Source organism: Nonomuraea sp. NBC_00507, assembly GCF_036013525.1.
Taxonomy (GTDB): Bacteria; Actinomycetota; Actinomycetes; order Streptosporangiales; family Streptosporangiaceae; genus Nonomuraea.
The window spans coordinates 8734410-8746824 of sequence record NZ_CP107853.1; the positions used below are offsets into that span (position 1 = coordinate 8734410).

Genomic DNA, 12415 nt, shown 5'->3' on the forward strand with positions numbered 1-12415 from the left:
ATGCTAGTGGCCGCCGATCATCCGTCAGGACAAGCCGATCGCCTCCGCCGCGCCCTTGTCCGCCACCACGGCCTTGCCCTCCGACACCTGGAGCGCCCCGGTCATGATGGCCACCACCTCGGCCATGCTGTGGTCGCCCGGCTTGATCTGGGCGACCCTGCGGCCGAGGCGCTGGACGTGGATGCGGTCGGCGATCTCGAAAACGTGCGGCATGTTATGGCTGATCAGCACGACCGGCGTGCCGCCGTCGCGGACCCGCTTGATCATGTCCAGGACCTGCCCGGACTCCTTGACGCCGAGGGCCGCGGTGGGCTCGTCCATGACGACGACGTGGGTGGCCCACGCCACGGCCCTGGCCACGGCCACGCCCTGCCGCTGCCCGCCGGACAGCGACTCGACCGGCTGGGTGAGCGAGCGCAGCCCGATCTTGAGCGAGGCCATGTGCTTGGCGGACTCCTCGCGCATGCGCTTCTTGTCGAGCATGCGGAAGACGCTGCCGAGGATGCCCGGTTTGCGGAGTTCCCTGCCCAGGAACATGTTCGTCGCGATGTCGAGGGAGGCCGCGACCGCGAGGTCCTGGTAGACGGTCTCGATGCCGTGCCGGCGCGCGTCGATCGGGGAGCGCAGGCGCACCGGCTTGCCGTCGAGCATGATCTCGCCGGAGTCGGGCTGGAGCGCGCCGGTCAGGGCCTTGATCAGGCTGGACTTGCCGGCGCCGTTGTCGCCGATGACCGCGAGCACCTCGCCGGGCATCAGGTCGAAGTCGGCGCCGTCGAGCGCGGTCACGTGGCCGTATCGCTTGACCAGGCCGCGGGCCTGGAGCACCGGGGTGGTCATCGGGTCCTCCTGCGGGAGAGCTGGTCGACGGCGACGGCGAGGATCACCAGGACGCCGGTGATGAGCGTCTGGTAAATCGACGGTACGCCCATCAGTTGCAGGCCGTTGCGGAACACCCCCACGATGAGGGCGCCCACCAGCGTGCCGATCACCAGGCCGCGCCCGCCGAACAGGCTCGTCCCGCCGAGCACGACCGCGGTGATGCTGTCGAGGTTGTCGGTCTGGCCGGCCTGCGGGTCGCCGACGCCGGTACGGGAGACGAGCAGCAGGGCCGCGATGCCGTACACGAGACCGGCGAGGGTGTAGATGCCCACGGTCAGCCGCCGCGTCCTGATGCCGGTCAGCCGGGCCACCTCGGGGCTGTTGCCGAGCGCGTACACGTGCCGGCCCCACGCCGTGGACCCGAGCAGGTACGCGAACAGCAGGAACAGCAGGATCGTCAGCAGGGACCCGTAGGTGACGTTGGTCTGCCCGACCTGGATCGTCTGCCCCAGGAACGTCAGCACCGGCGGCAGATCCGTGATCGTCTGCTCGTTGGAGTAGATGTGGGTGAGCGCGAAGACCACGTTCAGCATGCCCAGCGTCACGATGAACGGCGGCAACGAGATCTTCATCACCAGCAGCCCGTTGACCAGCCCGAACCCGGCGCACACGGCGAGCCCGGCGGCCACCGCGAGCAGCGGCGGCAGGCCGCTGTCGACGGCCAGCTTGGTCATCACGATCCCGCCGAACGCCATGATCGCGCCGCAGGCCAGGTCGATGCCCGCGGTGAGGATGATCAGGGTCTGCCCGATGGCGAGCGTGCCGACCACCATGACCTGCTGGATGATCAGCGAGAAGTTGGGGCCGGTGAGGAACTGAGGGCTGTTCAGCGCGAAGAACAGGCAGGCCAGCACAAGTGCGATCGCCGGGCCCGCGACCGGTGTCGAGATCAGGCGACGCGGCAGCGTCGCTTCCATGACGGCCATGTCAGCCCCAGCAGTTGGCCAGGCCGAAGGCCGTGTCCTTGGCCTCGACGCCGGTGACGGACTTGTCGGTGATCAGGGTGACGCCGGTGTCGGTGTAGCCGGAGGCCTTCTTGCCGGCCTTGGCGAACTCGGCCACCGCCTTCACGCCGTCCTCGGCCATCTTGAGCGGGTACTGCTGGCTGGTGGCGGCGATCTGGCCCGACTGCACGGCCTTGACGCCGGCGCAGCCGCCGTCCACGGAGACGATCAGCACGTCCTTCTCGCGGCCCTTGGCCTTCAACGCGGTGTACGCGCCCATCGCGGCGGGCTCGTTGATGGTGTAGACGAGGTTGATGTCAGGAGCCTTCTGCAGGCAGTTCTCCATCGCGGTCTGGCCCTTGGACTGGTCGCCCTGGGTGTCCTGGGAGCAGACGACGGACGGGTCGCCCGCCGGGACGCCGAACCCCTTGAGGAAGCCGTCATGCCTGAGCTGGCCGACCGTGACGCCTGGCGCCAGGTCCAGCGTGGCGATCTTGGCTGGCTTACCGGCCATGGCCGCCTTGGCGTACTGGCCGATCAGCTCGCCGGCCTTGAAGTTGTCGGTGGCGAACAGCGCGTCCGTGGCCTCCTGCGGCTCGGTGGGCGTGTCGAGGGCGATCACCAGGACGCCGGCGTCGCGGGCCTTCTTGATCGCCGGGACGATGGCCTTGGTGTCGCTCGGCGTGATGAGGATGCCCTTCACGCCGGCGGCGACCATGTTCTCGATCGCCGTGATCTGAGAGGCGTTGTCACCGTCGAACTTGCCCGCGGCGCTCATCAGCTCCAGACCGTTGGCCTGGGCGGACTTCTGCGCGCCCTCCTTCATCTTGACGAAGAACGGGTTCGTCTCGGTCTTGGTGATCAAGCCGACCTTGGGGGTGGTGGTGGCGGCGGTCTCGGTGCCGCCTCCGCCTCCGCAGCCGGTGACGAGGAGGGAGGTGATGAGCAGACCGGCCGACAGTTTTGCATTCATGAGCGGGTTCCTATCTCGGGGGATGCAATGTCAACGATGACATATGTCAACGTTGACATCCGCCGTGCTGCGATGATGGACTCCCGTCCGAGAAACGTCAATGCCCCCATGCCGTAACAAATCGGCAACGTGCTGGAAAGGCGGGCCTATGAAGGCAGGCCAGATGATCGCTGTCCTGGGCGAATGCGTCGCCGACGGCTTCACCGAACGGCACTCCGCCGGCGCGGATCCGGGTGGGCTGGCGTTGCGCGTGCTTCCCGGCGGCGGGCCCGCCAACACGGCCGTGGCCCTGGCCCGTCTCGGCACCCCCACGCGGTTCCTCGGCCGGATCTCGGGGGACGTGTTCGGCGGGCTGTTCCGGGAGCACCTCGCCTCCTCGGGCGTCGACCTGTCGGCATCCGTCGACGCCAAGGAGCCCAGCACCCTCGCCGTCGCCGCGCTGGACGCCGGGGGGCAGGCCGAATACACCTTCTACGCGGAGGGCACCGCCGACTGGCAGTGGACGCCGTACGAGCTGGACTCCGCCCTGCTCGGCGCGGCGGTATGCCTGCACACCGGCTCGCTCGCCCTGGCCAGGGAGCCTGGGCGGGCGGCGATCGAGGAGTTCGCGCGGGCCGCCGCCGGGCACGCCACGATCTCCCTCGACCCGAACGTCCGCCCCACGCTCGCCTCCCGGGACGACTACCCGGTGGCCCGGTGGTGCGAGTGGGCCGACATCCTCAAGCTCAGCGACGACGACCTGGGATTCCTGGTGCCGGGCGTGACTCTGGCACGTGCCTGCGACGACTGGCACGAGGCCGGCGCCCGGCTCATCGTGATCACCAAGGGCGCGGCCGGCGCAGTGGTGTCGCTGGACGGCGAGCGCACGACCGTCCCGGCTCCCGAGGTCGACGTTGTGGACACGGTCGGCGCGGGCGACTCCTTCACGGCCGGCCTGCTGCACAGCCTCGGCTCCAAGGGGCTGCTCGGCGGCCGTCTCGGCAATCTCACGCTTGGTGCGGCGGTCGAGGCGGCGGAGTTCGCGGTGCGGGTGTCAGCGATGACGTGCTCGGTACCGGGTGCGAACCCACCGTGGGCGGACCAGCTCGCCGCTGTTTGAGCACGGTCAGGCGAGGTCGTCGAGCAGCTGTTCCGCGACCAGTTCCTCAGGGACGGCGAGGCCATGTGATCGCATGGCAGGGGCCAGTCCAGGATCCCAAGGCGCGTCCGTCACCCGACCAGGTGACAGGGTGCTGCCCTCCCCCAGAGCTCTCAGGTAGTCGGCCGTGGACATGCGCCACGGCTCGGCGCCCGTCTTGGCCATGGTGTAGGCGGCGATCCGCAGACCTTCGCCGTCGAAATCGCCGTGGTAGTGCAGCCTGGTGCCGGGCAGGGAGCGGAGCAGGCGGATGGCGGCGCTGTTGGGCCATCCGGAAGTGCACACCATGGGCGGGCACGACGTGCCGAAGCGCTGCTGGGCGAGCGCCAGGACGGACGGGTTCTCCACCACCCGCACGTCGCGTTCCCGCAGCTCCAAGACGCTCTGCCGGAGCTGGGCGAGGGTGATGACGCTGGCCTGGCCGTCCCAGATCCGCAGGACCCTGGCCAGGGCGGAGTCACCGGCGGGCCGTAAGCCGGCGACCAGGACCGTCGTGGACAGGGCGTCGCAGGCCACGCCCGCCCGCTCCCACAGCGCCCGCCGGGCCTCGGCGCCCTCTGGCGCGGGCACGTCGTAGAGCGTCGACAGGGCCTTCAGCACCAGAGAGGACAGCCGGGTGCCGTCGTCCAGGGCGTGCGGGTCGCCGGTCACGTCGGCCGCGAGCGCCGCCAGCGGCCGGCCCGAGGCAGGTAGTGCGGTGAGCACGGCGAGGGTCTGGTGGAGGAGGTCGCGGCCGGCGCGGACGGCGGACAGGGCCAGCAGCGCCGGCTCGGCGGTGACCACCGGGTGGGTGGTGAACCAGTCCAGCAGTGCTTCGCGCTCCTGCCGCAGCTCGGCTCGCCGGCGCCTGCGGTCGTCGAGCGGGCCGATCAACGCCTCGGTGACGGCACGGACGTCGAGCCCGCCCAGCATGTCCTCAAGCCGGGCCACGTCGATGGTGGTCGACGGGCCCGGGTAGCGGTCGAGGCCGAGCAGGTCGGCCACGGCGGCCTGCTGCTCGTCCTCCAGGCCGGTGACTTTGACGCGGCTGACCTGGTGGCCGGAGGAGAGCCGCTCGTGCAGGGCCGCCCAGACGGGCCGCAACGCTGCCGCGCGCAGCCGCTCCGGGACGGCGGGCACATCATCGGGCAACCGATCGGCCGCGGTCCGGCCCAAGGCCGCCTCCCTGGCCCCCGGCAGATCCGATGCGGTCGGATCGGACACGGCTGGGCCGGAGGCGATCGGGTCGGACGTGATCGGGTCGGACACGGCCGGACCGGACACGGCTGGGCCGGAGGCGATCGGGTCGGACACGGCCGAGCCGGACACGGCCGGGTCGGCCGGGCCGGAGGGGGTCATTCGGTCGCCACCGTACGGTAGCCGTTCCAGACGAAGCGGGCCGTCGTCACCGCGTCGTCGCCATCCCCCGTGATGAGCTGGTGGATCGCGATCCCGTCCAGCTCACGGTATTCGCACCACTCGTGGTCGGATGTGAGCACGAGATCCAGCCCCAGATCCACCAGCAGCTCGAACACCTGCCCCCGATTCGTCCGGTCCACCCCCACGAAGACCTCATCCAGCAGGATGAACCGCGGGCACCCGGGATCGGTCTGATAGTGCGCGGCGACCGCGGCGAACAGCGGCAGGTGCAGCGCGATCGCCTTCTCCCCACCCGACAGCGCCCCGTGCAGCTTCCTGGTGAGATCCTGCCACCCCTGCCCGTCCCCGCGATCGAGCTTGACCATGAACCGGTGCCAGGCCGTGTAGTCGAGCACCTTCATCAGCTGGTCCTCCCAGCTCGCCGCGGAGTTGTCGGCCCGCGCCTCCTCCACCCGATCCCTGAAGAAGACGTAGAGGGCCTCCTTGTCGGCCTCGTTCAGCCCGGCCGGGTCGCGGAGCAGCAGGTCGCGGGCGGCCCGGGTGCCGGCGGACTGGGCCGGGTCCACCTGCCACACCAGCCGCACCGCCACCCGGGAGGCGGTGCGGACGCGTTCGAGGCGCTGGTTCATGCCCTCGACCAGCGCGGTGGCCTGCCTGATCCGGTCGGCGAGATGCCGCCGCGTGTCCCCGGCCAGCGTGCGATCGAACAGGTCCCGCTCCGCCTCCGTGATGTCCGAGCGCCGCTCGTCGCGCTCTTTGCGCAGCGCCGTGCTCAGCGCGGCCGCCCCGGCCCGGACACCGGCGACGGTGGCCGTCAGGACCTGGACGTCGTCGTCGGGCGCCAGCTCCAGATCCGCCCGGTCGGCGAGGGTCTCCCTGGCGTGGTGGAAGGCGTCCTGCAGCCGGGCCTCGGCTTCCCTGACGTTCTTGTTCTCGTACGGCACCGCCGCCAGCCGCTCGGCCACGGCCCTGGCCGCCTCGAGCACCGCCCGCACCCCGGCGTCCGGGGCCAGCTCGACGGGCACCCGCGCGTCGTCGGGCAGGTGCCCGGCCGCCAGGCGGCGGAAACGTTCGGACACCGCCTCCCGTGCCAGGCCCGCCTCGGCGTGCTTGTCCTCGGCCGTGCCCAGCTCGCCCTTGAGCCGGCCCAGCCGGGCGTTGAGCTGGGCCAGGTCGTCGTGGATCGACTTGATGAGGCGGCGGCAGGCCTGGTGGGCGGTCTGGGTCGCGTGGAGCTGCTCGAGAACGTGCAGGTGCTCGACGCCGACGGTGGACTCGATGGCGGCCAGCCGCTCGGCCAGCACGACGGCGGCGGCCGCGGCCTCCTCGGCACGTTCGACGGCCCTTACCGCCAGGTCCTGGTATTCGCCGGCGGTCTCGGCGGCGGCGTCAGCGCGGTCGCGGGCGGTCCGGGCGTCGCCACGACGGTCGTGCCAGACGGCGCCCGTCGTCTCGGCGGTGCGGAGCGCCTCCTCAAGGTTGTCCAGCGCGGGCAGCGCGGTCGGGAGAGCGTGTCCCGCCGCCAGCTCGGTGAGCCGCCGCAGCGACCTGCCGGCCTCCTTCTCGCGCTCGTGCAGCCGGCCTTCCTGCGCCCGCAGCTGGTCCTCCAGCAGCGCCACCTTCTTCACCGCGCCGTCGAGGGCCTGGAGAGCCTCGGCGTAGGGTTTCCGGTCCGGCCTGCGCCGCAGCTCGGCGGCCAGCGTGTCGCGGTCGCCCGCGAGCACGGCGAGCAGGTGGTCGCAGTCGGCGATCAGGCCCGCGAGCTCGCTCAGCCGCTCGTCCAGCTCGGCGATGCGGCGGCGCCTGGCACGTTCGCGGGCGGCGGCGCCGATGTAGGAGGGCTCGGGCTTGACCCAGCGACCGGCGGCGGGGCCGAGCCGCCAGGTGCCGTCCGCGCCGATGACGGCGGGATGGTCGACGCCCATCGCGGTGGCCGCGAACGCGATGCCGGACAACACGGTGTCGGCCGGCGCCGGGGAGTCGGGCTCGGGGATCAGCACGTGGGCCAGGCTGTAGGCGGGCGCGGGCCGTGACAACGCGGCCACGGCGAAGGCGTCGTGCTCGCCCGCGTCGAACCCGCCGTCGGGCAGCAGCCACAGGTCGAGCAGGCCCGCGGCCTCGAGTGCGGCCTCCACCCCGGCCTGGGCGACGAGGTCGATGCCGGATCTGAAGGCCACCGCCCGCCACAGCGGCGCGCCCGCGCGTCCGTCCCTCGCGGCGGGGGTACGGGTGTGCGGGGCAGGCGGCTCCAGCACTCCCTGCCCGTCGAGCCCCTCGCGTTCCCCGGCCAGCTCGGCGCGCTCGGCCATGAGCCCTTCGCGGAACGTCGTCAGCTCCTGCTCCCTGGCCGCCAGCCGGACGGCGGCCGTGGTGCGGGCCGTGCCGACCAACTCGTCGGCCTGCTCGAACCGGTCCACCAGGCCGGCCAGCTCATCGGGGTCGAGCCGGAGCTGGGTGCAGCCGCTCGCCCAGTCGGCCAGGGCGGCGGCCAGGTCGCGGGCGCGCTCGTCGCGGAGGCGTTCGGCCTGGTCGTGGGCCTGCTGGGCGGTGGCGAGGCCGTCTCTGGCCCGGTCACGGTCCTGCTCGGCGGCGGTGCGGCGGTTGATGGCCTCCTCGTGGGTCAGGGCCGCGGCCCTGACCTCCCTGATCTGGGCGGCACGGCTGGTCACGGCGGCCCGCAGCAGCTCCCGCGCGCGGCGCACGGCTTCCTCGCCGTCGCGCACGCTCTCCAGGGCGGCAGACGGCGGGGCGACTCCGAGTCGGTCGTCGCCGCCCGCCCCGGCGTCATCGCCGGCTCGAGGCCTGCGCGCGGCTTCGGCATGAGGGCTTTCGGGGCCGGACATGGATCTCCCGGCGCCACCGCCCCGGCCACTTTCGTCGCGAGAGGCGCCCTGCGTGGCGCGCTGGCCGGGAGACGCGGGCCGGTCGGCGCCCTCGTTGGGAGACGCGGCCCGGTCGGCGCCCTCGTTGGGAGACGCGTGCAGGTCGGCGCCCTCGTTGGGAGACGCGGCCCGGTCGGCGCCCTCGTTGGGAGACGCGTGCAGGTCAGCGCCCTCGTTGGAAGACGCGGCCCGGCCGGTGCCCTCGTCGGGTGACGCGGCCCGGCCGGCGCGCTCGCTCTCCTCATGAACCGCGAGCAGCCCCGCGCGTTCGGCCGCGTGGCGGGCTTCGGTGCGGGCGCGGTCGGCGAGCGCCGCGGCCGTGCGGGCGGCCGCCTCGGCGTGCGCCGCCGCCTCCTGCTTGCCGGCCGCGGACCGGGCCGCCGTCCCCGCCTGGTCGCGGAGCCCGGCCGCCCTCTCGTGGGCGCTCTGCGCTTCGGTGCGGAGCCGGTGCAGGTCGCTGCCCGCCTTGTAAGCCTCGCTTTCCTTCAGCCCGTCGATCTGTGCGGCCAGCGCCAGCTCCTGGGCCTCCTCCTCCCCCAGGCGCGCCGTGGCGGCCAGCAGCTCGTCCTCGGCCTCCTTCAGAGCCTCTCGCTTGGCCTTGGCCTCGGCGGCGAGCGAGTCCATGGTGTAGCCGGCCGAGGTCACGGCGGCCGCCGCGGCGCGCAGGACGCGCTGGGCGTATCCGCGCTGCCGGGCGGCGAGCCGGTCGGCCTCCTCCACGTCCCGGTCGAGCAGGCGCAGCTCCTCGCGCTGCCGGTCGAGCCGCTCGAACCCCTCGGCGATCTCGTGGATCTCGCCCTCGCCGAGCGGCGGCAGGGCGCTGGACAGCAGGTCGGACAGCAGGCCGGGATCGAGACGTTCGGACAGCTTGGGGGTGCGGAGCTGGCGCAGGGCGGTGAGCAGCGAGTCGTAGCGCTGCTCGTTGAGTCCCCGGTAGAGCGTCTGGCGGACGACGGTGCGATAGGCGTCGGCGGACTCGTGGACCTTGCCGGTCGTGCCGAGCTCCTCGACGAGCTGCGCCTTGGTCAGGGGCTGGCCGCCTTCGCCGCTGACACGGATGCCGTCCGGCGTGTCGATGCGGGCTTCAGTCGTGAAATAGGTGACCGTGACGTTTTTGGTGTGGATGGTGGCCTGGAGGCGGGCGCCGCAGGTGAACCAGCGCCCGTCGGAGTGGCGGAACTCCAGCCACACGTAGCCGACCCGGGTGGTGCCGGTGGCGCCGTCGCCCATGAGGTTCCAGTGCATGGTGCGCTCGGTGCCGCCGAACGTGGACAGCCGGCTCGGCTTGAGGCTGGCGTCGAGCACGTAAGGGAGCAGCAGCTCCAGCACCTTCGACTTGCCGCTGCCGTTGGGCCCGCGCAGCAGCAGCCGGCCCCGGTGGAACTCGAACACCTCGTCGTAGTAGCGCCAGACGTTGAGGATCCCGGCGCGTACGGGCGTCCAGCGGCCCTCTCCCCCATGCCCGGCCCGGGCGGAGGTGAGCTCGGTGACTGTCATTCGTCCTCCACGAGGTCCGTGCCGCGATCGACCCGGTAGCGTGCGGCGGCCGGCAGGGCGGCGACCTGGTCACCGGTGCGGCGGGCCAGCCCGAACAGCATGAGCGCCTCCAGCGCGTCGGCGGCCAGCCGCGGCCCGCCGCCGTCCGACTGGTAGGCCTTGGCCCATTGGGGGAAGCGGCGCAGCAGGCCGGCGGCCTCGGCGTCGAGCCGCGCCGCGGTCACGGGCCCGGCGGAGACCAGCAGATCGAGCAGGAGGAGGGCGGCGACCTTGGCGTGGCTGGAGTCGTCGGGGAACCTGGCGTCCGTGGCGGTGGAGTCGGAGTCGACGAGCAGAAAACCCTCCGCGCGTTCCTCCAGCACGAAACCCGCCTCCTCGGCGGCGCGGCGGATGATCTGGCGGCCGGTGAGCGAGGCCGCGTACGCGGACTGGGCGGGCGTCAGCTCCTCGCGGTAGACGACGGGCTCGTCGAGCAGGCGGCGGATGATCGAGTGCCTGGCCCACAGGTTACGCTGGGTCTCGGTGGGCTCGTCGCCGCCGTAGCGGGTCTCCGCGGTGAGCGCGGCGAGGTCGGCGCCCTGTCCCGCCGCCGCGATCCGGGACGGGGGCACCGGCGCGGCCAGCAGCCTGATCACGCGGGTGGTGTCGACCCGGTAGAGCACTTTGGCGTCCTCGTCGTCCAGGTAGGAGTCGGTCGTCCCGTCCATCGCCGTGACGGCGCCGTAGTGCTCGAGCAGTTTGAGCGCGTCCACGAAAGCCGCCCTCTCCTCGCCCCTGACCGGGTCGAACGCCGGCACCTCCGGCTCGACCCCGGCCGCCTGCACCACGCGCTGGGCCAGCATCCCGATCGTGGTGACCGGTGAGGTGAGCAGCTCGGCCGCGCACAGGCACAGCAGCGTGTAGCGGCGGCGGTCGAACGGCGCCCGCGTCGTGCGCCGCCGCCGGGCGGGCCGGGTCGCGCTCGCCTCGGACCTGACCTTGACCAGGCGGGCGTAGCCCTGACGCGGCTCCACGACCAGCCGCCACCCGCAGAAGTAGTCGAACCACTGGGTGAGCGGCTGCCGCCGTTTCCTGATCAGGTCGAACGCGGCCGGATCGTCGTGCAGGGACACCAGCGGCCGGCCGAGGAGCGTCCTGATCGCCCGCGCGATCTCCTCCTTCTCGGCCCGGACGAGCTGGTTGGCGAGAGTGCTCACGCGCCCACCGCCCCGGCGCGCGCGCCCAGTCTGAGCGAGCGGATGTCGATGAGGTAGTCGGGCCCCCTGAACCATCCCTCCGAGGTGCGCACAACGGCGACCGCCCCGTCCTCCGGGGCCCGGAGCATGATCTCCACCCGCCCGTCCGAGGTCACGGCCCGCCGGAACCCGGTCGAGTCCGGCCGCTCGGCCAGGGCCCGCCCCAGCAGGTCGAGCAGCCGCCCGAAGGTGTCGTGGTCGAGCTCCCCCAGCTGCGACAGCCGCATCGCCCCGGTCGTGGCGAGCGCCGACCAGGCGGCTTCCAGCTCGGCCCGCTCCTTTTCCGCCCTGGCCCGCCGCTCGGCCCGCAAGGCCACCACGTCACGCACTCTCCCCGTGCGGCCCATCCGCTCGGTGCGTCCCCGCGACCGCAGCAATGCCGACACCTCGACCGGCTCCGCCTCCGCCCACGGCACTCCGGCCGGGATGAGCTCGGCATCGGCGTGACCGAGATGCGCGTGCCTGGCCGGCCCGAGCCCGAAGGCCGCGTCCCACAGCCGGTGCGCGTCCTCCTCGCCGGCCGCCGTGGCGAACCAGCGGGCCAGGGTGCGGAAGTCGGCCGCGGCGCTGGAGGAGCGCCGGCGCGAGTCGGTGATCCGGTCGAGCACCTGCAGCAACGACACGATGGCCCGCCGCGCCACATGGTGCAGCTGCCGCACCCGCGGAACGCCGCCGTCTTCGGGGGCGAACCAGAGCCGCAGCCCCTCCCACCGCGCCGCCCGGACCGCCAGCCACGGCGTGGCGTGATCGACCCCTGGCATCGCCGGCAGGTCGGCCCCGTCGAGCGCCCGCGCGTGCACCACGCTCACTCCGTGCCGGGCGACCCCGCTCAATGCGGCGGCGATGACGTCCGCCCGCTGCTCCAGATTGGTCACGAACTCCTGCAGATAGGCCACCGTGGCGGCTTTGACCTCGTGGAACGTCGTGAGATCCGTCCCCTCGACGCGCAGCAGCCGCTGCAGCTCCCCGTTGAACTGCTTGGTGTTGGTGCGCAGCCCGTCCAGATGCGCCTCGAGCTCCTGCAGGCTGGTGAAGATGCGCCGGTTACGGCTCGGGTCGGGGTCCCCAAGGAGCTCTTCGAGCTCCCCCAGCCGGTCGGCGATGGCATCGAGCACCGCGGTCTGCAGCGCCCCCGCCGAGGCCAGCATCGCCATCGCGTGCTGCACTCCGGCGAACGCCGCCTCGCCGCGCTTGGTCAGCGAATATTGCAGGTTTTTCCGCTCGTACTCCTCGGCCGTGGCGAAGCTGCCGGCGTGATTGAAGATCACGTCCAGCAGCCGCCATCCCACGAGCTGCTTGAGCGTGCCGGCCAGATCCTGCTCAGTGATCGGCGCGTACCACCCCACGCCCCGTAGCCGCTCCCGCACCTCGTCAAGGGTGAGCGCCGTCTCCAGCCGCTCGTTGGCCTCCCCGAAGGCGTAGAGCACGGCGGTATGCAGATCCGCCCTCTCCGTGGTGGTGAACCGGAACATCTCCGGCGGCACTCGCGGCAGCTCGGCCATCGCTCT

8 protein-coding genes are annotated in these 12415 nt (G+C 72.5%); 1 reads left to right on the top strand and 7 read right to left on the bottom strand.

Features of this window, described 5'->3' with window-relative positions; all coding sequences use genetic code 11:
* Positions 1–24 precede the first annotated feature (24 nt).
* From OHA25_RS42195 to OHA25_RS42205, 3 genes are read right to left on the bottom strand one after another with little or no spacing between them, the layout of a single operon-like run.
* Positions 25–837 carry an ATP-binding cassette domain-containing protein gene (locus OHA25_RS42195; protein ID WP_327582512.1) on the bottom strand — a complete coding sequence of 271 codons (813 nt, stop codon included), beginning with the start codon at positions 835–837 and terminating at the stop codon, positions 25–27.
* Positions 834–1796 carry an ABC transporter permease gene (locus OHA25_RS42200; RefSeq protein ID WP_327582513.1) on the bottom strand — a complete coding sequence of 321 codons (963 nt, stop codon included), beginning with the start codon at positions 1794–1796 and terminating at the stop codon, positions 834–836. The genes OHA25_RS42195 and OHA25_RS42200 overlap by 4 nt, the downstream gene beginning before the upstream one ends.
* A gap of 10 nt (positions 1797–1806) precedes the next feature.
* A complete protein-coding gene (locus OHA25_RS42205) occupies positions 1807–2796 on the bottom strand; it encodes a sugar ABC transporter substrate-binding protein (RefSeq protein WP_327582514.1) in 990 nt (329 codons plus the stop codon).
* Positions 2797–2959: 163 nt separating this feature from the next.
* Here OHA25_RS42205 and OHA25_RS42210 point away from each other — a divergent pair, with 163 nt between their 5' ends.
* The gene (locus tag OHA25_RS42210) at positions 2960–3895 is read left to right on the top strand and encodes a carbohydrate kinase family protein (RefSeq protein ID WP_327582515.1); all 936 of its coding nucleotides are present in this window, start codon (positions 2960–2962) and stop codon (positions 3893–3895) included.
* Positions 3896–3901: 6 nt separating this feature from the next.
* Here the strand turns inward: OHA25_RS42210 and OHA25_RS42215 are convergent, their stop codons facing one another.
* From OHA25_RS42215 to OHA25_RS42230, 4 genes are read right to left on the bottom strand one after another with little or no spacing between them, the layout of a single operon-like run.
* Entirely contained in the window at positions 3902–5272 is a 1371-nt protein-coding gene (locus OHA25_RS42215) for a TIGR02679 family protein (protein WP_327582516.1), read from the bottom strand.
* The gene (locus OHA25_RS42220) at positions 5269–9672 is read right to left on the bottom strand and encodes a TIGR02680 family protein (RefSeq protein ID WP_327582517.1); all 4404 of its coding nucleotides are present in this window, start codon (positions 9670–9672) and stop codon (positions 5269–5271) included. Before OHA25_RS42220 ends, OHA25_RS42215 begins: the two co-directional genes overlap by 4 nt.
* Positions 9669–10868: a TIGR02678 family protein gene (locus tag OHA25_RS42225; protein ID WP_327582518.1), complete on the bottom strand. Its 1200-nt coding sequence runs from the start codon at positions 10866–10868 to the stop codon at positions 9669–9671. Before OHA25_RS42225 ends, OHA25_RS42220 begins: the two co-directional genes overlap by 4 nt.
* On the bottom strand, positions 10865–12409 hold the full coding sequence (locus tag OHA25_RS42230) for a TIGR02677 family protein (protein ID WP_327582519.1): 1545 nt from the start codon (positions 12407–12409) through the stop codon (positions 10865–10867). Before OHA25_RS42230 ends, OHA25_RS42225 begins: the two co-directional genes overlap by 4 nt.
* Positions 12410–12415 lie beyond the last annotated feature (6 nt).

Excerpts from the sequence above, each read along its gene's own strand:
- OHA25_RS42195 (WP_327582512.1), bottom strand. The coding sequence starts at position 837 with ATGACCACCCCGGTGCTCCAGGCCCGCGGCCTGGTCAAGCGATACGGC.
- OHA25_RS42200 (WP_327582513.1), bottom strand. The coding sequence starts at position 1,796 with ATGGAAGCGACGCTGCCGCGTCGCCTGATCTCGACACCGGTCGCGGGC.
- OHA25_RS42205 (WP_327582514.1), bottom strand. The coding sequence starts at position 2,796 with ATGAATGCAAAACTGTCGGCCGGTCTGCTCATCACCTCCCTCCTCGTC.
- OHA25_RS42210 (WP_327582515.1), top strand. The coding sequence starts at position 2,960 with ATGATCGCTGTCCTGGGCGAATGCGTCGCCGACGGCTTCACCGAACGG.
- OHA25_RS42215 (WP_327582516.1), bottom strand. The coding sequence starts at position 5,272 with ATGACCCCCTCCGGCCCGGCCGACCCGGCCGTGTCCGGCTCGGCCGTG.
- OHA25_RS42220 (WP_327582517.1), bottom strand. The coding sequence starts at position 9,672 with ATGACAGTCACCGAGCTCACCTCCGCCCGGGCCGGGCATGGGGGAGAG.
- OHA25_RS42230 (WP_327582519.1), bottom strand. The coding sequence starts at position 12,409 with ATGGCCGAGCTGCCGCGAGTGCCGCCGGAGATGTTCCGGTTCACCACC.